This window comes from Pseudomonas sp. FSL R10-0399, from assembly GCF_009600165.1.
GTDB classification, from domain to species: Bacteria; Pseudomonadota; Gammaproteobacteria; order Pseudomonadales; family Pseudomonadaceae; genus Aquipseudomonas; species Aquipseudomonas helleri.
In genome coordinates this window covers 41,162-60,445 of the sequence record NZ_WIWK01000024.1, presented here as the reverse complement: position 1 = coordinate 60,445, position 19,284 = coordinate 41,162, and the positions used below count along the sequence as shown (strand labels likewise).

At 57.8% G+C, this 19,284-nt stretch carries 16 protein-coding genes and 1 pseudogene; 10 read left to right on the top strand and 7 right to left on the bottom strand.

Going from position 1 to position 19,284, the window contains the following annotated elements:
* Positions 1–624 (top strand): iron-sulfur-binding ferredoxin reductase (locus tag GHO41_RS09795; RefSeq protein WP_153433443.1); only part of this gene is annotated, 624 nt, incomplete at its 5' end.
* Between the two features lie 150 nt (positions 625–774).
* Here the strand turns inward: GHO41_RS09795 and pyk are convergent.
* Positions 775–2,226 carry a pyruvate kinase gene (gene pyk / locus GHO41_RS09790; RefSeq protein ID WP_048370609.1) on the bottom strand — a complete coding sequence of 484 codons (1,452 nt, stop codon included), beginning with the start codon at positions 2,224–2,226 and terminating at the stop codon, positions 775–777.
* A gap of 154 nt (positions 2,227–2,380) precedes the next feature.
* Here pyk and GHO41_RS09785 point away from each other — a divergent pair, with 154 nt between their 5' ends.
* From GHO41_RS09785 to sbcB, 3 genes are all read left to right on the top strand, one after another.
* The gene (locus GHO41_RS09785) at positions 2,381–2,755 is read left to right on the top strand and encodes a tol-pal system YbgF family protein (RefSeq protein WP_048390709.1); all 375 of its coding nucleotides are present in this window, start codon (positions 2,381–2,383) and stop codon (positions 2,753–2,755) included.
* 215 nt (positions 2,756–2,970) lie between these two features.
* Positions 2,971–3,330: a PilZ domain-containing protein gene (locus GHO41_RS09780; protein WP_153433442.1), complete on the top strand. Its 360-nt coding sequence runs from the start codon at positions 2,971–2,973 to the stop codon at positions 3,328–3,330.
* Positions 3,331–3,435: 105 nt separating this feature from the next.
* Positions 3,436–4,887, top strand: a complete 1,452-nt coding sequence (sbcB, locus tag GHO41_RS09775; RefSeq protein WP_371928887.1) for an exodeoxyribonuclease I — start codon at positions 3,436–3,438, stop codon at positions 4,885–4,887.
* 78 nt (positions 4,888–4,965) lie between these two features.
* On the opposite strand, the gene mvaT is transcribed toward sbcB, so the two are convergent.
* Positions 4,966–5,343, bottom strand: coding sequence for a histone-like nucleoid-structuring protein MvaT (gene mvaT, locus GHO41_RS09770; RefSeq protein ID WP_048370601.1), 378 nt, complete (start codon positions 5,341–5,343; stop codon positions 4,966–4,968).
* Positions 5,344–5,691: 348 nt separating this feature from the next.
* On the opposite strand from mvaT, the gene purU reads away from it, so the two are divergent.
* Together purU and GHO41_RS29770 are read left to right on the top strand one after the other, a co-directional pair.
* On the top strand, positions 5,692–6,540 hold the full coding sequence (gene purU / locus GHO41_RS09765; protein WP_153433440.1) for a formyltetrahydrofolate deformylase: 849 nt from the start codon (positions 5,692–5,694) through the stop codon (positions 6,538–6,540).
* A 135-nt stretch (positions 6,541–6,675) separates the two neighbouring features.
* Positions 6,676–6,849, top strand: a complete 174-nt coding sequence (locus GHO41_RS29770; RefSeq protein ID WP_173430627.1) for a hypothetical protein — start codon at positions 6,676–6,678, stop codon at positions 6,847–6,849.
* Between the two features lie 81 nt (positions 6,850–6,930).
* On the opposite strand, the gene GHO41_RS30700 is transcribed toward GHO41_RS29770, so the two are convergent.
* Together GHO41_RS30700 and GHO41_RS30695 are read right to left on the bottom strand one after the other, a co-directional pair.
* The gene (locus GHO41_RS30700; protein WP_371928888.1) at positions 6,931–7,695 is read right to left on the bottom strand and encodes a methyl-accepting chemotaxis protein; all 765 of its coding nucleotides are present in this window, start codon (positions 7,693–7,695) and stop codon (positions 6,931–6,933) included.
* A gap of 93 nt (positions 7,696–7,788) precedes the next feature.
* Positions 7,789–8,820: pseudogene (locus tag GHO41_RS30695) on the bottom strand (cache domain-containing protein); the annotation flags it as partial.
* Between the two features lie 195 nt (positions 8,821–9,015).
* On the opposite strand from GHO41_RS30695, the gene GHO41_RS09755 reads away from it, so the two are divergent.
* A complete protein-coding gene (locus GHO41_RS09755) occupies positions 9,016–10,494 on the top strand; it encodes a helicase HerA-like domain-containing protein (RefSeq protein WP_153390009.1) in 1,479 nt (492 codons plus the stop codon).
* 62 nt (positions 10,495–10,556) lie between these two features.
* Here GHO41_RS09755 and GHO41_RS09750 read toward each other — a convergent pair whose 3' ends face one another.
* Positions 10,557–11,009 carry a DUF721 domain-containing protein gene (locus tag GHO41_RS09750; RefSeq protein WP_048370590.1) on the bottom strand — a complete coding sequence of 151 codons (453 nt, stop codon included), beginning with the start codon at positions 11,007–11,009 and terminating at the stop codon, positions 10,557–10,559.
* A 307-nt stretch (positions 11,010–11,316) separates the two neighbouring features.
* Here GHO41_RS09750 and secA point away from each other — a divergent pair, with 307 nt between their 5' ends.
* The 3 genes from secA (at position 11,317) to GHO41_RS09735 (ending at position 16,460) form a co-directional block, all read left to right on the top strand.
* Positions 11,317–14,070 carry a preprotein translocase subunit SecA gene (gene secA / locus GHO41_RS09745; RefSeq protein ID WP_048390720.1) on the top strand — a complete coding sequence of 918 codons (2,754 nt, stop codon included), beginning with the start codon at positions 11,317–11,319 and terminating at the stop codon, positions 14,068–14,070.
* Between the two features lie 114 nt (positions 14,071–14,184).
* Positions 14,185–15,402, top strand: coding sequence for a bifunctional glutamate N-acetyltransferase/amino-acid acetyltransferase ArgJ (gene argJ, locus GHO41_RS09740; protein ID WP_048370587.1), 1,218 nt, complete (start codon positions 14,185–14,187; stop codon positions 15,400–15,402).
* 113 nt (positions 15,403–15,515) lie between these two features.
* On the top strand, positions 15,516–16,460 hold the full coding sequence (locus GHO41_RS09735) for a Nudix family hydrolase (RefSeq protein ID WP_178109980.1): 945 nt from the start codon (positions 15,516–15,518) through the stop codon (positions 16,458–16,460).
* A gap of 206 nt (positions 16,461–16,666) precedes the next feature.
* On the opposite strand, the gene GHO41_RS09730 is transcribed toward GHO41_RS09735, so the two are convergent.
* Both GHO41_RS09730 and GHO41_RS09725 read right to left on the bottom strand, forming a co-directional pair.
* Positions 16,667–17,245 (bottom strand): cob(I)yrinic acid a,c-diamide adenosyltransferase, encoded by a 579-nt coding sequence (locus tag GHO41_RS09730; protein ID WP_153433438.1) that lies wholly within the window; start codon positions 17,243–17,245, stop codon positions 16,667–16,669.
* Positions 17,246–17,247: 2 nt separating this feature from the next.
* Positions 17,248–19,284: an ATP-binding protein gene (locus GHO41_RS09725; RefSeq protein WP_153433437.1), complete on the bottom strand. Its 2,037-nt coding sequence runs from the start codon at positions 19,282–19,284 to the stop codon at positions 17,248–17,250.

Sequence of the window (19,284 nt, the reverse complement as noted above, 5' to 3'; positions counted from 1 at the left end):
GTGTTGCGCCTGCGCTTGGGGGCGCAGCGCCCTCTGCGCTATCGGGCGGGGCAGCATGTGGTGCTGTGGACTGCCGGCGGCATCGCCCGGCCTTATTCGTTGGCCAGCCTGCCTGATGAAGACCGCTTTCTGGAGTTCCATGTCGATTGCGCGCACCCCGGCGAATTTGCCGATGCGGCCCGGCAGTTCAAGGTGGGCGATCCCGTGCGTTTGGGCGAGTTGCGTGGCGGGGCGTTGCGCTACGACCCGGACTGGCAAGAGCAGCCGCTGTGGCTAATGGCGGCGGGGACCGGGCTGGCGCCTCTGTTTGGCGTGCTGCGCGAGGCGCTGCGCCAAGACCATCAAGGGCCGATCCGGCTGGTGCACGTGGCCCGCGATGACAGCGAGTTTTATCTCAGGGTGCAGTTGCAAGCATTGGCGGCCGAACATGCCAACCTGACGCTTGAGTGGGTGCTGCGCAGCGAGTTGGCAGACTATCTGTTGCAGTTGCGTGTGGTTGCGCGGCAGACCCACGCGCTGGTCTGCGGCCATCCGGACACGGTTGAAGCGTTTGCCAAACGGCTGTTTTTGGCCGGGCTTTCGCGCAATCAGCTGTTGGCCGATGCATTTTTGACCCGCAGTTGATGTAGGCGCTGTCGAGGCACGAAGGCTGCGATCTTTTAAGGTCAAAAGATCGCGAGGCAAGCTCGCTCCTACACAGGAACGGTGCGGGTTGTTATAAAAAAGCCCCGCCAGATTGCTCGGGCGGGGCTTTGGGTGTGGGCCGGTTAGGGCTTACACCATTTTGTCGCCGACATGCAGGATCTTCATGCCGTTGGTGCCACCGATGGTGTGGTAGCTGTCGCCCTTGGTCAGGATGACCCAGTCACCTTTCTCTACGACGCCGCGCTTGAGCAGTTCGTCGATAGCGGCCTGGCTGACTTGTTCTGGCGGCAACGAAGCCGGGTCGAACGGTACGGTGTAGACGCCACGGAACATGGCCGCACGGGCCTGGGTTTCGCGGTGCGGGGAGAACGCGTAGATCGGCACCGAGGAACGGATGCGCGACATGATCAACGGCGTGTAACCGCTTTCAGTCAGGGCGATGATCGCTTTAACGCCAGGGAAGTGGTTGGCGGTGTACATGGCCGCCAGCGCGATGCTCTGGTCGCAGCTTTCGAAGGTCTTGCCGATGCGGTGGCTGGAGGTTTTGCTGGTCGGGTGCTTTTCAGCGCCGACGCAAATACGCGCCATGGCCTGCACGGCTTCCAGTGGGTAAGCACCGGCAGCACTTTCGGCCGACAACATCACGGCGTCGGTGTAGTCGAGAACTGCGTTGGCAACGTCGGACACTTCGGCACGCGTTGGCATCGGGTTCTGGATCATCGACTCCATCATCTGGGTCGCAACGATCACCGCCTTGTTGTGGCGACGTGCGTGCAGAATGATTTTTTTCTGGATGCCCACCAGCTCGGCGTCGCCGATTTCAACGCCCAGGTCGCCACGGGCAACCATGACCGCGTCACTGGCTTTGATCAGTGCGTCGAGGGTTTCGTCGTCGGCTACTGCTTCAGCGCGTTCGATTTTTGCTACCAGCCAAGCGGTACCGCCGGCTTCGTCACGCAGTTGACGGGCGTATTCCATGTCAGCGGCGTCACGCGGGAACGACACGGCGAGGTAGTCGACTTCCATTTCGGCAGCCAGCTTGATGTCAGCCTTGTCTTTTTCAGTCAGCGCAGGGGCGGTCAGGCCACCACCACGGCGGTTGATGCCTTTGTGGTCCGACAGCGGGCCGCCGATCAACACCACGCAGTGCAGAGCATCGGCAGTGGCGGTTTCAACGCGCATGACCACGCGACCGTCATCGAGCAGCAGTTCGTCACCGACGCCGCAATCCTTGACCAGATCCGGGTAATCGATGCCAACAACTTCTTGGGTACCTTCGGTCAGCGGGTGGCTGGTGGAGAAGGTGAAACGATCACCGATTTTCAGTTCGATGCGTTTGTTGGCGAATTTGGCGATACGGATTTTCGGGCCTTGCAGGTCACCCAGCAACGCGACGAAACGGCCGTGCTTGGCGGCGATGTCACGCACCAGCTTGGCGCGAGCCTTGTGCTCATCGGGAGTGCCGTGGGAAAAGTTCAGACGGGCGACGTCCAGGCCAGCGAGGATCAGCTGTTCAAGCATCTCCGGGGAATTGCTGGCAGGGCCAAGTGTGGCAACGATTTTAGTTCGACGAACGGACATGCAAAGACTCCTGAGTTCAAGCGCTGCCAAAGGCTACTATGGTCTTTGGCTGTAGTCATTGTTCCTCTGCACTACTTTCGACTTAAGTTGTGGTGCACAGGCTATGAAGAATTTGCCGGCGGGGTCGATACACTGTTGAGAACAGGAGATGCCCATGCGCTTTTTGCTAATTTTAGTGGTGGTCAGCAGTGTTGCTGGCTGTACCCGCTGGTCAATGAACCATCATTTGAACAATGCCTACCGGGCGTATGACCGTGGTAATTGTGAAGCGGTGATGCTGGAGCTGTCAGAGGTAGACCGTGACAGCCGCAGCCGTCCTTATATCTGGCCGCAAACGGCAATGTTGCGCGGGCTGTGTCTTGAGCGTACAAAGTTTTACCTGGATGCCGCCCAGACCTATCAATACATCATCAACGAGTTCCCGAAGAGCGAGTACGCCTATCGGGCCAAGGCTCGGATCGAAACGCTGCGTATCCTCAAGTTCATTCCTGGCCCCAGTCAGGCTCAAGCCCTGCCGGCGAAGATTTGAGGCGTGTTGAGTGTTGAGTGCGCGCCACGGGGCCATAACCCCTGCGTGGCGGGATCTTGGCGGTAATTGATGGCGCATAGCCATCACCCGGTTATTTATTGACTACGCTTTACCTGAATCGGTACGCAACACCGTAAGACTCAGTGCCTGGTCGGCAGCCCTTTGGCGTGCGGCCTTCCGGGCAGTTACCCCGGGCCTTTACAAGTGAATTCAATATGGTTACTGAGCGCCGCATCCAGCGTCACAAATTGACATCTTTTCTCAAAGTCTTCAATCGCTTCACGGACAAGCCCATGGGGTATTTGGGCAATGCCTCCGAGGGCGGTCTGGTGTTGATCAGCCACTTGCCTCTGCTGGTCGAGGCCGACTTTCAGCTACGCTTCAAGCTCCCCGGCAGTGATGGTCAGGTGCACTTGATCGACCTTGTCGCCCGATGCCTGTGGTGCCGTGAAGATGTTACGCCCAACGTCTATGACTCCGGTTTTATCCTCTATCAGCCGCCTGAGGAATACCTCGCGCTGATCGACGACCTGCACCACTATTTCAGCTTTTACCCCAGACAAGCCTCTGCCTGACGGGCTGGCGCAGACGAGACCAGCAGCTTGCCCTTAAGGCTTCGGGCTGGTCTTGCCTGGCGTTGAACGCCTAGACTGAGTGGGAATACTGCTCAGGAACACCCCGTGACTTCCATTTTCTGGTACGACTACGAAACCACCGGCATCAATCCGCGCAACGATCGTGCGGTGCAGGTTGCCGGGATCCGCACCGACTTTGCGCTCAACGAGATAGACCAGCCGCTCAATCTGTACTGCCAGCCCAGCGACGATATCCTGCCGCACCCCATGGCTTGCCTGGTTACCGGCATTACCCCGGGCGTTCTGGAAGACAAAGGCCTGGGCGAAGCCGAGTTCATGACCCGCACCCATGCGCAATTGGCGCAGCCGGGCACCTGCGGGGCGGGCTATAACACCTTGCGTTTCGATGACGAAGTCACGCGCTATAGTCTGTACCGCAACTTCTTCGATCCTTACGCGCGCGAATGGCAAGGCGGTAACAGTCGTTGGGATTTGATTGATGTTGTGCGTGCGGCGTATGCGCTACGCCCTGAAGGCATTGTGTGGCCCGAAGAAGACGGGCGGGTGACGCTCAAGCTTGAGCGTTTGACGGCCGCCAACGGCATTGACCATGGTCAGGCACACGATGCGCTGTCTGATGTGCGTGCAACCATTGCATTGGCGCGTCTGATCCGTGAAAAACAACCAAAACTGTATGACTGGTTATTTCAATTGCGAACTAAACAGCGGGTGCTGGATCAAGTTCGATTGTTGCAACCCATGGTGCATATCTCGGGGCGTTTTTCGGCGGCGCGGCATTATATCGGTGTGGTTTTACCCTTGGCCTGGCATCCCAAAAACCGTAATGCATTGATTGTCTATGACCTGCATTTTGATCCGCAGCCTTTAATGGACATGGAGGCTGAATCGCTTCGTGCGCTGCTTTATACGCGGCGCGAAGAATTAGCCGAAGGTCAATTACCCATTGGACTTAAGCTGATTCACGTTAATCGTTGTCCGGTCGTCGCCCCGTTAACTGTTGTGCGTGCGCAGGATCAGCAGCGTTTGCAGTTGGACATGGCGGATTATCAAGCACGTGCCCAGGTGCTGATAGAGGCCCAGGAAGTTTGGCAGCAAAAGTTAAATGTTATTTATGCCCGCGAAGACTTCACTCCCAGTGAGGACCCGGAGCAGCTACTGTATGACGGTTTTCTCGGTGACCGCGACCGCCGGTTGTGTGAGCAAGTACGCTTAAGTGATCCGGAACAGTTGGGTAAAGATACGTGGCCTTTTGATGACGAACGGTTGCCTGAATTATTATTCCGTTACCGCGCGCGAAACTTTCCAGCGACCTTGAGTGAGCAAGAACAGGAGCGTTGGCAGCAGTTTTGCCAACAGCGTTTGACCGACCCGGCCTTTGGTGCGCCGTTGACCCTGAGCCAGTTCAGCGAGGCCGTAGAAGGCCTGGCGCGTAGCGCAACGCCTGCGCAGTTGAAGCTCTTGGAGCAATGGCAGCGTTACGCCCAGAACCTGAGCCGGCGAGTAGGGCTGGTAACTGCGGGCACTGAAACGGACTAAATGACGGGCAATAAAAAAACGCCAGCAAGCTGGCGTTTTTTATGGGTGTTGCTGAACACGCGAGGTGTTCGCAATCACTTAGCCGAGCAAAGTTGCCCAGCCTTCAACCACGTCGCTGCCCCACTTGGCTTTCCACTCTTTCAGAGTTTTGTGGTTGCCACCTTTGGTTTCAATCACTTCGCCGTTGTGCGGGTTTTTGTATTGTTTAACCTTACGGGCACGTTTGGTGCCGGTGGTTTTAACAACACCACGTGGTGCTTTGCTTGCTTTGGCTTCTGGGTCCAGCAGCGCGATGATGTCACGCAGCGACTTTTGGTATTCGCCCATCAGCGTACGCAGTTTGCCTTCAAATTCCAGCTCGGTTTGAAGTTTGTCGTCTTCCGACAGGTTCTTCAGGCGAGCTTGCAGTTCTTTGATGGCTTCTTCTGTTGCGCGGTATTCGTTGATCAAGGACATGAGGCTTACCTTATGCTGAAGTGGTGACAGGGAGACAGTGGCGCAATAATAGTCAGACAGTTTCAGCAAGTAAATATCCAATGTCAGATTAATTTAAATTTTTATTCATTAACTTTTGTCAGTCTGCACTATGTAGCCGGTTAAATAGGTCGATACCCGGGCTTAATCAAAGTCATTAATAAATAGTATCAACGGATCGATAAATTCAATGCAGGCCACGGCGCTGTTGGCGTCGACGCTTTTGCACCGCGACCCCGTGGCACAGGCAATAAGGCTCAACGAATACTGTAGTTTTGCTGCGCACTCGCTAGAATGGCGGCCTTAGTAAAGTTTTGGAGTTTTCCCCTCATGCGCACTTTTCGGTTGGTGATCGCCTGCCCCGACGGCGTCGGCATTGTCGCCAAGGTCAGTAATTTCCTGGCCTCCCACAATGGCTGGATCACTGAAGCGAGCCACCACTCGGACGACCAAAGCGGTTGGTTCTTTATGCGTCACGAAATTCGTGCCGACTCTTTGCCGTTTGGCATTGAGGCGTTTCGCGAGGCATTTGCCCCGATCGCTGAAGAGTTTTCGATGCAGTGGCGTATTACCGATACAGCGCAGAAAAAACGCGTGGTATTGATGGCCAGCCGTGAATCTCACTGCCTGGCAGACTTGCTGCACCGCTGGCACAGCGATGAGCTGGACTGCGATATTTCGTGCGTTATCTCTAACCACAATGACTTGCGCAGCATGGTGGAGTGGCACGGTATTCCGTTTTACCACGTACCGGTTGACCCGAAAGACAAGCAGCCGGCGTTTGCCGAAGTCTCGAGTCTGGTCAAACACCACGAGGCTGAAGTTGTGGTATTGGCGCGTTACATGCAAATTCTGCCGCCTGACCTGTGCAGCGAATACGCCGGTCAAGTCATCAACATCCACCACAGCTTCTTGCCGTCTTTTGTGGGTGCCAAGCCTTATCACCAAGCGTCCATGCGCGGTGTGAAGCTGATCGGCGCAACATGCCATTACGTTACCGAAGAGCTGGACGCCGGTCCGATCATCGAGCAAGACGTGGTTCGCGTCAGCCACAGTGACAGCATTGAAGACATGGTGCGTTTCGGCCGTGACGTCGAGAAGATGGTGCTGGCCCGTGGCCTGCGTTATCACCTCGAAGACCGCGTCCTGGTGCACGGCAACAAAACTGTCGTGTTTTGATGCGAGAAGGTTTTTGTGGGAGCGGGCTTGCTCGCGATAGTGTCTGCCCGGTGCGTCTGACAAACCGAGTCGTTTGCATCGCGAGCAAGCCCGCTCCCACGGATTTTCTACAGATTGGACGCTGGAGGATTCGCCATGACTGATCCACTCGACAAGGCTACCTCCAGCGCGCCCGCCACGGTGGGTGAGGGCTGTTTGAGTCGTTACGACCCGGACGCCCTCAGCCCCGAGGATGGCACTGATTTTCCTGACGCCGCCAGGCTTTGGGAGCAACTACAGCAAGACGCTGAAGCAGACCCCAAGCCGTAAGGCTATCTGTAGGAGCGAGCTTGCCTCGCGATCTTTTAAACGATCAAAAAATCGCGAGACAAGCTCGCTCCTACAGAGTGCTTAGAGACGGAAACTGCCCACCAATTGCTTGAGACGAGCGGCCTGTTGTTCGAGGTCGGTGCAGGCGCGCAAGGTGGACTGCAGGTTTTCAATCCCTTCCTGATTCAGCGTATTGATCTCGGTAATGTCCATGTTGATCGACTCAACCACCGAGGTTTGCTCTTCGGTTGCGGTCGCCACGGACTGGTTCATGCCGTCAATCTCACCAATACGTTCGGTCACGCTGACCAGCCGCTCACCGGCCAGATTGGCGATTTCGACGCTGTCTTCGCTGTGGCGCTGGCTTTCGTCCATGGTGCTGACCGAAGCGCGGGCACTGACTTGCAACTCTTCGATCATTGCCTGCACTTGCTGCGCTGACTCTTGAGTGCGGTGTGCCAGGTTGCGCACCTCATCGGCTACCACGGCAAAGCCGCGCCCGGCTTCTCCGGCACGGGCCGCTTCAATGGCGGCGTTGAGGGCCAGCAGGTTGGTTTGCTGCGAGATGCTGGTGATCACTTCGAGGATCTGCCCAATGTTCACGGTCTTGCCGTTGAGCGACTCGATATGACCACTGGACGTGCCGAGCATTTGCGACAGTTGCTGCATGGAACTGATGCTGCGCTCAACCACTTGCTGGCCTTCGGTCGCCAGACCGCGGGCGTCGCTGGCCTGTTGTGAGGCCTGGGCGGCGTTGCGGGCGATCTCTTGGGCGGCGGCGCCCAGTTCGTTGATGGCGGCGGCAACACTGTTGGTGCGGCTGGCCTGCTCGTCGGAGTTGAGCATTGACGAGTTGGAGGCGCTGACCACGCGCAGGGCCACTTCGTTAACCTGCGCGGTGGCAGATGACACTTCGCGCATGGAGGTGTGAATGCGCTCTACAAAGTCGTTGAACGCACTGCCCAGGGTGCCGAACTCGTCGTTTGAGGTTACGTCGAGGCGGCGGGTCAAATCACCTTCACCTTCGGCAATGTTCTGCATGGCGCGGGTCATGACGTGCAGGGGCTGCAACAGCAAGCGGATCAACAGGCCGAGAAGGGCGATGATCGAAATTACGGCAATCACCGTGGCAATCACCGCCGATGTCCGGAATGTGTTCAGTGCGGCAAAGGCCTTTTCTTTGTCCACGGACAGACCGATCGACCAGTTGACGTTCCCCAGCCCTTTGACCGGGGTAAAGGTCACGATCCGGGTTTTGCCGTTGGCCTGGATTTCGCTGAACGCGCTGCTGATGGGCGGCGTGTCCTGCGGGTAAATATCCTTCAGGTACTGTGTGACCAGGGTTTTGTCCGGGTGAACCAGGACTTTGCCGTCGCCACTGATCAGAAAGGCATAGCCCAGGCCATTAAAGTTCAAAGCATTGATGGTGTCCGTGATGGTTTGCAGGCTCAGGTCAGCACCGGCCACGCCCAGTGTCTGCCCGGATTTTTTCACGGCGCTGCCAATCGAGATGATCATCTGCCCGGTGACCGCATCAATGTACGGTTCGGTCAGGCTGGCGCTGGCGCTGTTGACGGCGTCCTTGTACCAGGGGCGGGTGCGCGGATCGAAACCGTCGGGCATTTTGCTGTCAGGGCGAATGGTGAATGCGCCCTGGTTGTCACCAAAGTAATCGGCCATGAAGGTGCTGGTCAGCGCCTTCTGCTCCAGCAAGCTGGCGGCTTGGGCGGGCTCGGGGTTGATGGACAACGATTGTGCGAGGTTTTCGACCAGCAAAATGCGCCCGCCGAGCCATGTTTGAATGGTATTGGCGGTGACACTGCCCATCTCATGCAGGTAGTTGTCGAGGTTGTTGCGGATGGCATTGCGCTGCAAGTAATCGTTGTACAAGGCAAAGAGTGAGAACGCGGCTATGACAATCAGGGACGCAGCCAGCAGGATTTTATGACTGAAACGCAGGTTTTTATTCATGGCTAGAAGGGTCCGCTAAGTTCTATAAATGTGAGGCCTACACGCTGTAAAACGCGCACTCTACAAATCACGGCTAGAACAGAAGCGATTTGAGTATTTATAAGTGGGCTTTCCTACGCTAAATCAGGAATTTTCTGGTCTAGCATTAAGAGGGTATCGACGCGGACCCGTGAAAGATTAATCAAAGGTGGCAAAATGCCTGACTCTTCTGCTCTTGTACTCGGCGCTGACCTTGCGGGTCAGCCCATTGCTCAGTCATTACGTTTGGCCAATCGCCATGGTTTAGTGGCGGGTGCCACGGGGACCGGTAAAACCGTCACCCTGCAACGTTTGGCTGAGCAATTCAGCGATGCGGGGGTTGCCGTGTTTGCCGCCGACATCAAGGGCGACCTGTGTGGGCTGGGCGCGGCGGGCAATCCCCAAGGCAAAATTGCGGAGCGCATTGCCAGCATGCCGTGGCTGAATTATCAGCCCAAGGCGTACCCGGTCACTCTGTGGGACATCCAGGGCAAAACGGGCCATCCGTTGCGCACAACCCTGAGCGAAATGGGGCCGTTGCTGCTGGGCAGTTTGCTTGAGCTGACCGACAGCCAGCAGTCTGCGTTGTACGCGGCGTTTAAAGTGGCCGATCGCGAAGGCTTGTTGCTGCTGGACCTCAAAGACCTCAAGGCGCTGCTCGGGCATTTGCGTGAGAACCCGGACGTGCTGGGCGAAGACGCAGCGTTGATGACGACAGGGTCCAGTCAGGCGTTATTGCGCCGTTTGGCCACGTTGGAGCAGCAGGGCGCCGAGTCGTTGTTTGGTGAGCCTGCGCTGCAACTCGAAGACCTCTTGCAGCCTGCTAGCGATGGCCGTGGGCGCATCCATTTGCTGGATGCCAGCCGCCTGGTGCACGAAGCGCCCAAAGTGTATGCGACCTTTCTGTTGTGGCTGTTGGCTGAGCTGTTTGAGCAATTGCCGGAGCGTGGCGACGCCGACAAGCCCTTGCTGGCGCTGTTTTTCGACGAGGCGCATTTGTTGTTTGCCGATACGCCCAAGGCACTGCAAGACCGTTTGGAACAAGTGGTTCGGTTGATTCGTTCCAAAGGTGTAGGCGTGTACTTTGTCACGCAATCACCGGCGGACTTGCCTGACACGGTGCTGGCGCAATTGGGTTTGCGCATTCAGCATGGATTGCGTGCGTTCACCGCTAAAGAGCAAAAGTCGCTGAGGGCGGTGGCCGACGGGTTTCGCCCGAACCCGGCATTTAGTGCCTTGGCGGTGTTGACCGAACTGGGGACCGGCGAGGCGTTGGTGGGCATGCTCGAAGAAAAGGGCACGCCAGCGATGGTTCAGCGCGTATTGATTGCGCCGCCGCAGTCGCGCATCGGGCCGCTTAGTGAGGCTGAGCGGGCGGCCTTGATTGCCAGTTCGCCCTTGCAGGGGCGTTATGACAAACCCATAGACCGCGAATCGGCTTACGAAGTGCTGCAGGCGCGCAAGGGCCAGGCGCCAGAAGGGCAAGCACCGGCGGCGCCCCATGAGCCGAGCTTGCTGGATCAGGCGGGTGAGTTTTTGGGGACGAGTACGGGCAAAGCCCTGCAATCGATGGCACGCCAGGCCGCGAGCCAGATGGGCCGTCAATTGGTGCGCGGGTTATTGGGGTCGTTGCTGGGTAATGGCAAGCGTAAATGAAGCGGCGGTCCTGCGGCCCGTATCGCAGCCTCGTTCCTCGTCAGCGACTACATATTGTGGGTTTATTTTGGTCGGGCGTGGCTGGCCAGGCGCTCAAGGGCTGCGCGCAGGGCCGGGTCGCTGATGCCTTCGGCGGTGGCCTGGATGGTTTGCCCGGCATCCACTGACAGGTCATGGGTGTGCCCGCCGACTTTGGCTTGCACGGTCGGCGGCTGCACTTTAAACAAAATCCGGGTCAGGCTGGCGAACTCGTCAAAGGCCTGCAATTGACGCTGCAGGCGTTTTTGCTGGTAGCGCAAACGCGTGGCCCAATGGCCATCGGTGACGATTAACAACAAGCTACCTTCACGCCAGGACGCCACGTGGCAATGTTCGCGGGCGGCAGGCTGGAGTTGGCTTTCAAGCAGGCGTTGCAGGTGCGCAAGGCGCTTGGCATGGCCGAAGATGGCTTTTAGGGGCTTGGCCTCGCGGAGCAGAACGGCGGGTGCACGTGCTGGGTGTGGGCGAAATGCCATGATCAAACACCTGAGAAAACTGAATGGCAATCCTAGCAGAAACCGCCATTTCCCTCGACACAGACCTGAAACGGTTAAGTTTATATGCAAAATCAATAGGTAACTTCTTCACTGCATGGGTTGAAGTTCCGCAAAAAGGCCTTATTTTAGTCAGGCCCCGTCACAACGCTGTACCAGTATCGTGGAATAACGCCACTTTCCTCACCGCCGTTTCCGGGTAGAATGCTCGCTCGCATGCGGCCATCAGGGCTGCTCGGGCGACTCTCGGGGCCGCCCTCCATCCCTATGTGTGGAAGATCCTGCCGATATGTTTGCGCCTTTGTTAAAGAAACTTTTTGGAAGCAAGAACGAGCGCGAAGTTAAACGCATGCTCAAGACGGTACAGGTCGTTAATGCCTTCGAAGAGCAAATGGTTGCTCTGAGTGATGAGCAATTGCGCGCCAAGACCGAAGAGTTCAAGGCCCGCATAGCTAAAGGTGAGACCCTCGATCAATTGTTGCCTGAAGCGTTCGCGGTCTGCCGTGAAGCCGGTAAGCGCATCATGGGCATGCGTCACTTTGACGTACAGCTGATCGGTGGCATGACCTTGCACGAAGGCAAGATCGCAGAAATGCGTACCGGTGAAGGTAAAACCCTGGTAGCAACCTTGGGTGTTTACCTCAATGCATTGTCCGGCAAGGGCGTGCACGTGGTCACCGTGAACGACTACCTGGCACGTCGAGATGCCAACTGGATGCGCCCGCTCTATGAGTTCCTGGGGCTTTCGGTCGGTGTGGTTACACCTTTCCAGCCACCACAGGAAAAGCGTGAAGCCTACGCCGCCGACATCACCTACGGGACCAACAACGAGTTTGGCTTCGATTACCTGCGCGACAACATGGCTTTCAGCATGGAAGAAAAATTCCAGCGCGAGCTAAATTTCGCTGTCATCGACGAAGTCGACTCCATCCTGATCGACGAAGCGCGTACGCCGCTGATCATCTCGGGTCAGGCCGAAGACAGCTCCAAGCTGTACACCGAAATCAACAAGCTGATCCCGCGTCTTGAACAGCACATCGAAGAAGTGGAAGGCGAGGTCACCAAGCCTGGTCACTACACCATCGATGAGAAGACCCGCCAGGTCGAGCTGAACGAATCCGGCCACCAGTTTGTAGAAGACATGCTGACCCAGATCGGTCTGCTGGCCGAAGGCGAAAGCCTGTACTCGGCGCACAACCTGGGCCTGTTGACCCACGTGTACGCTGCTCTGCGCGCTCACAAGCTGTTCCATCGCAACATCGAATACATCGTTGAAGACGGTCAGGTATTGCTGGTCGACGAACACACCGGCCGTACCATGCCGGGTCGTCGTCTGTCCGAAGGCCTGCACCAGGCGATTGAAGCGAAGGAAGGCCTGAACATTCAGGCAGAGAGCCAGACCCTGGCATCGACAACCTTCCAGAACTACTTCCGTCTGTACAACAAGCTGTCCGGCATGACCGGTACGGCAGACACCGAAGCGTTCGAATTCCACCAGATCTACGGTCTGTCGGTGATGGTTATCCCGCCGAACAAGCCGCTGGCGCGTAAAGACTACAACGACCTGGTGTTCCTGACCGCAGACGAGAAGTACGCCGCCATCGTGGCCGACATCAAGGACTGCATGGAGAAAGGCCGCCCGGTACTGGTCGGTACTGCCACCATCGAAACCTCTGAGCACATGTCCAACCTGCTGAAGCAGGAAGGCATCGAGCACAAGGTACTGAACGCCAAGTTCCACGAAAAAGAAGCTGAAATCATTGCACAGGCCGGTCGTCCGGGCGCACTGACCATCGCCACCAACATGGCCGGTCGTGGTACCGACATCCTGTTGGGCGGTAACTGGGAAGTCGAAGTGGCTTCGCTCGAGAACCCGACGCCAGAGCAAATTGCCCAGATCAAAGCCGATTGGCAAAAACGTCACCAGCAAGTGCTGGAGTCGGGTGGTCTGCATGTCATCGCTTCCGAGCGCCATGAATCGCGCCGTATCGACAACCAGTTGCGTGGTCGTGCCGGTCGTCAGGGTGATACCGGTTCCAGCCGCTTCTACCTGTCGCTGGAAGACAGCCTGATGCGTATCTTCGCTTCTGATCGAGTGAAGAACTTCATGAAGGCCCTGGGCATGCAGTCTGGCGAAGCGATTGAGCACCGCATGGTGACCAACGCAATCGAAAAGGCTCAGCGCAAGGTTGAAGGTCGCAACTTCGATATCCGTAAGCAATTGCTGGAGTTCGATGACGTTAACAACGAACAGCGTAAAGTGATTTATCACATGCGTAACACGTTGCTGGCGGCTGAAAACATCGGCGAAACCATTGCCGACTTCCGCAAGGACGTTCTCGACAGCACGGTCAGCGCGCACATCCCGCCGCAATCGTTGCCTGAACAGTGGGACATTGCCGGTCTTGAAGCCGCCATCGAAAGCGGCTTCGGGGTGAAACTGCCGATCCAGCAATGGCTCGACGAAGACGATCACCTGTACGAAGAAACCCTGCGCGAGAAGCTGCTGAACGAGCTGCTGGCGTCGTACAACGAGAAAGAAGAACAGGCCAGCGCGCAAGCCCTGCGCACGTTCGAGAAGCAAATTGTGCTGCGTGTTCTGGACGACCTGTGGAAAGACCACCTGTCGACCATGGACCACTTGCGCCACGGTATCCACTTGCGCGGCTATGCGCAGAAGAACCCGAAGCAAGAGTACAAGCGCGAGTCGTACAACCTGTTCTCCGAGCTGCTTGATTCGATCAAGCGTGATTCGATCCGTGTACTGTCCCATGTACAGGTTCGTCGCGAAGACCCGGTTGAAGAAGAAGCCCGTCTGCGTCAAGAAGCTGAAGAGCTGGCTTCGCGCATGCAGTTCCAGCACGCCGAAGCGCCAGGCCTTGATCAGCCTGATGCCATGGCCCAAGTGCTTGAAGGTGCAGACATCGCCGACATCGACACGTCGTCCGAGCCGGTCCGTAATGACCAGAAGCTTGGCCGCAACGAGCTGTGCTACTGCGGCTCGGGCAAGAAATACAAGCACTGTCACGGGCAAATCAACTAAAGCCCGCTTCATTTGCTGAAACACCTGCGCCGCGACCGGCTTTAGCCGTCGCGGCGTTTTACCATTGAATTCCCGCCCATTGGCGGAACTGTCATCTCTATGTAGGAGCGCGTCATGGCTGTTGGTCTTGGTCCTTTGCCTGTTTTGCACCCGGTGGCCGGTTTTGAGCTGGGTATTTCTAGCGCCGGTATCAAGCGTCCCGGGCGTAAGGATGTCGTGGTCATGCGCTGCGCTGAAGGCTCGAACGTCGCTGGCGTGTTCACCTTGAATGCTTTTTGTGCCGCGCCGGTGATTTTGGCCAAGCAACGTGTTCAGGGGCCAGTGCGCTACCTGCTGACCAACACTGGCAATGCCAACGCCGGTACCGGTGAGCCGGGCCTGATCGCGGCCACACGCACCTGCGCCAAGCTGGCTGAACTGACGGGTGTGGATGCCAGCGCTGTGCTGCCGTATTCCACCGGTGTGATCGGCGAGCCGCTACCGGTTGAGAAAATCGAAGGTGCTTTGCAAGCCGCGCTGGACGACCTGTCGGAGAACCATTGGGCCGAAGCGGCCACCGGCATCATGACCACAGACACCTTGCCTAAAGGGGCGAGCCGTCAGTTTGAGCATGAAGGCGTGACCATCACCGTCACCGGCATCAGCAAAGGTGCGGGCATGATTCGTCCGAACATGGCCACCATGCTGGGTTACATTGCGACCGACGCCAAAGTGTCCCGCGACGTCCTGCAAAACCTGTTGCTTGACGGTGCCAACAAGTCGTTCAACCGCATCACCATCGATGGCGACACCTCGACCAACGATTGCTGCATGCTGATTGCCACCGGCAAAGCCAACCTGCCAGAAATCACCGAAGCCAGCGGCCCGCTGTTCGCAGCCTTGAAGCAGGCGGTGTTTGAAGTGTGCATGGACGTGGCCCAGGCCATCGTGCGTGACGGCGAAGGCGCGACCAAGTTCGTCACCGTTGAAGTGAATGGCGGCGGCAACCACCAGGAATGCCTGGACGTCGGTTACACCGTGGCTCACTCGCCGTTGATCAAGACTGCGCTGTTTGCCTCTGACCCGAACTGGGGCCGTATTTTGGCGGCCGTTGGGCGTGCCGGTGTGCCGGACCTGGACGTGAGCAAAATCGACGTGTTCCTCGGCGAAGTGTGCATTGCCAGCGGCGGCGCACGTGCGGCCACTTACACCGAAGAGCAGGGCTCGGCGGTGATGGCTCGCGAAGAAATCACCATTCGCATCGAATTGGGTCGCGGCACCGCCAGCGAAACCATCTGGACCACAGACTTGTCCCACGAGTACGTGAAAATCAACGCTGAATACCGTACCTGATCACTGCTCTACGCGAGCATGCAGGCCATGCTCGCGTAGAACGTTGGTGCGGGTAGATACCAAGGTTTGGCGTTTAAAGCCTGGCAACAGGCCGGATTAGAGGAAGCACAAGGGTGAAACGAATTCATGTGGCTGCGGCCGTTATCCGTGGCGAGGGCGGCAAGGTACTGATTGCCCGTCGCGCTGATACTCAGCATCAAGGCGGGCTCTGGGAGTTCCCTGGTGGCAAGGTCGAGGCAGGGGAGTCGGTCGAGGCTGCGTTGAATCGTGAGCTGCAAGAAGAACTGGGGATTACGGTGAGCGCTGCGCGACCGTTGATCAAGGTTCAGCATGATTACCCGGACAAGCAGGTTCTGCTTGATGTTTGGGAAGTTTCGCAATTCACGGGCGAGCCTCATGGTGCAGAAGGTCAGCCATTGGCGTGGGCTTCGGCGCGAGACTTGGCCAGTTATGAGTTCCCGGCGGCGAATCAGCCGATAGTGGCGGCTGCGCGTTTGCCGGATCAATACCTGATCACCCCGGACGGGCTGGAAACGCCGGAGTTGTTGCGCGGTTTGCAGAAGGCCATTGCAGGCGGTATCAAGCTGGTTTCATTGCGTGCGCCCAATGGTTACGACCCCAAGTACCGCGATTTGGCGGTGGATGCGGCCGGGTTGTGTGCCGGCAAGGCGCAACTGATGCTTAAAGGTCCGCTGGAATGGTTGGGGGATTTTCCTTCGGCGGGTTGGCATTTAACCGCGGCGCAATTGCGCAAATACGCCGCCAAGGGCCGGCCGTTGGCAAAAGAGCGCTGGTTGGCAGCTTCGTGCCATAACGCAGAAGAACTGGCGTTGGCTGAGCAGATGGACGTGGATTTTGTGACCCTGTCGCCGGTATTGCCAACCCAGACCCACCCGGATACACAGCCTTTGGGCTGGGAGCAGGCGCAGGCGTTGATCGCCAACTTCAACAAGCCGGTGTTTTTGCTGGGCGGGTTGGGGCCGGACGATTGCCAGCAAGCATGGAACATCGGCGCACAGGGCGTTGCCGGTATACGCGCGTTCTGGCCGCAGGAATAGACCTCAGTGCGGCGTTGAAGCGACGGGGGGCGTGATCTCTGTAGTCGCTGCCGAGGTACGAAGGCTGCGATCGGGTGCGAAGCGGTCGTGAAATGATCGCAGCCTTCGTACCTCGTCAGCTCCTACCCGATGAGTGTTGAAGGTCAAAAGATCGCGAGGCAAGCTCGCTCCTACAGGTGAGTGTGATTTTTGTAGGCGCACGTGCCTCAGGCGGGCTTGGCTGCCGCCTGCCACAAGATCTCGGCTATCCCCTGGCGTTTGGCAATCAAACGCGCGGCCACGAACAGCAGGTCTGACAGCCTGTTGATGTAGGCCAGACCCACCCCCGCCAATGGTTCCAGAGCATTGAGTTGCTGGCAGCGGCGTTCGGCGCTGCGGGCCAGGCTGCGGCAGATGTGGGCTTGGGCGATCAGGGTGGAGCCGCCAGGCAGGATGAAGTTTTCCAGTGGGCCCAACTCTTCGTTCCAGCGGTCAATCGCCGCCTCTAAACGCTCGACTTCAGCGCTGTTGAGCACCTGATACACCGGCATGGCCAGTTCGCCACCCAGGTCGAACAGTCGATGCTGGCAAGGTTCAAGCACTTCAATCACCTCATTTAGCCCCGAACACTCGACGCTGTGGGCGCTGAGCCCGGCCAGCAGCAGGCCCAGTTGGCTGTTGAGCGTGTCGACTTCGCCGATGGCTTCTACCCGCGGGTGATCCTTGGGCACACGTCGGCCGTCGCCCAGGCCTGTTTCGCCTTTGTCGCCAGTGCGGGTGTAGATTTTTGACAAGCGAAAACCCATGTTTACAGCTCCACGGTGGTTGATTCGTGAGAAGGCAGCAGGTTGCCCGCCAGCGGCAGGCGTAGGGTAAAGCAGGTGCCCTGGCCTAATGTGGAGTGCACTTCCATCTGCCCTTTATGGTTGTTGGTGACAATAAAGTACGAAACGGACAGGCCAAGCCCGGTGCCTTGGCCGACCTCTTTGGTGGTGAAAAACGGTTCGAAGATGCGTTTGCGCACCTGTTCGGGCATGCCGACGCCGTTGTCTTCCACCTGGATTTCCGCCCAGGGCGGGTTGAGTTTTGTACGCAAAATGATGCGCCCGGGCTCGGTGTTGACGGGGCGCTGATGAATGGCCTGGGCTGCGTTTTTCAGCAGGTTGAGCAGCACTTGCTCCAGTTCGTTGGGGATGCCGGGCACGGGCCCCAGCTCGGGGTCGAACTGGCGAACAATGTCGTGGCCCCTGAAGTCGAAACCCAGGGCCAGGTCAAAGTCATTGCTGGCAATGTCTACCGCCTGATCAATCAACGCCGATAAATCGCACGGACTCATTTGCCGGTTGCTGCGGCGGCTGAAGCTGAGCATGTGGGTGACGATTTTTGCAGCACGGGCGCCAGCCTGCTGTATGCCGTCGAGCAACTGCGGCACTTCGCGGGCCTGCAAGTAGTGGCTGATTGCATCCAGGGTAATGCCGGTCTGTTCGGCAACTTCCAGGTTTTTCGGCAGGTCACTGGACAAGCGTCGGCGAATGTTTTGCACGTTGTGCAGAATCGCCCCCAGGGGGTTGTTGATTTCGTGGGCCATGCCGGCCGCAAGTCCGCCCACCGAGAGCATTTTCTCCGACTGCACCATCATGTCTTCCAGTGACAAGCGCTGGGTAATGTCGTCGATCCGGATTACCACGCCGCGCCCGCTGCTGCCGGTCAGCGGGTAAAAAGTCAGGGCATAGTGGCGGACTTCGTCGTTCTGGGTCCAGGTCACCCGTTCGATCTTGGCCACGCGATGGGTTTCGATGGTGTCTTTAAGCTGCGGCAAAAAGGGTTTGAGCGGTTCGAAGACAAGGTAGATCGGCTGGTTCATGGCCTCATCCAGTTTCGTACCGGACAGGGCGCTGGCTTCCTGGTTCCACTGGGTGACGTAGAGCTGGTCGTCCAGCGCAATCAGGGCGGAGGGCATCGAGTCGATGATGTTGTTGAGGTAGTTTTGGAACCCCGTCAATTTTTTCTCGATTTTGCTCCGAACCTGTACCTCAAGCTCCAGCTTGCGGTTGGTGTGGCGTGTTTCTTCGGCCAGGGTCTGGGCCTGGTCGTAAGCCGCTTGTGCCTCGTCGCGGGCGCGTTTTAGCTCGTGTTCGCGTGCTTCGATACGCGACAGCATGGTGTTGAATGCTTCCGCCAGGCTGCCGATTTCATCGTGATTGCCCGGTGCTGCGCGCAAGGCGTAGTTTTCTTCGCGGGTGACCTGGCGCGAGAGCTCTTCAAGGCGATGGATGGGGTGGGTGATCAGCCGCTTGATTTGCCGTGAAACTACCAGCCACAGCAAAATGCTGAAGATCAAAATCCCCAGGCTCGCGGTGAGTGTGCCGGTGTAAAACGCGGCGGGTAATTCGCTGCTGGCGATCAGCAACAAGTGCCCTGCGGGTTTGTCGCCGTGGTGCAAGCGCGTAATCAAATGGCTGCGCAGCTCGGTCAGGCTCCAGGCTTCAAGCTGGCGGTAGTGCTCGGGCAGTGGCAGGTGCTCGCCATGTTGCAGTTGTGCCAGCAAATGCCCTGAGCTGTCGTAAATGGCCGCCGCGCGCAGGGGCGCGTAGCTGCCTATTTCATCGAGCAGCGCATCAGCCTGTTGCGCAGAGTCCAGAGATTCAAGGATCAGATTGGGGTTGGACGCCAGCCGCCCCAGGGTTTGCAAGGCCTGCGGGGCGGTGCTTTCGTGTGAAATCCAGTACGCGGCGGTGATGAAGGTCAAGTTGGCCACCACCAGTACGGTCGCCAGCAGGACGAGGAGGGCGGCCAGCAACTTCTGGCCGACCGGAAGGTTTTCGAGGCGCTGGCGCAAGGGCAT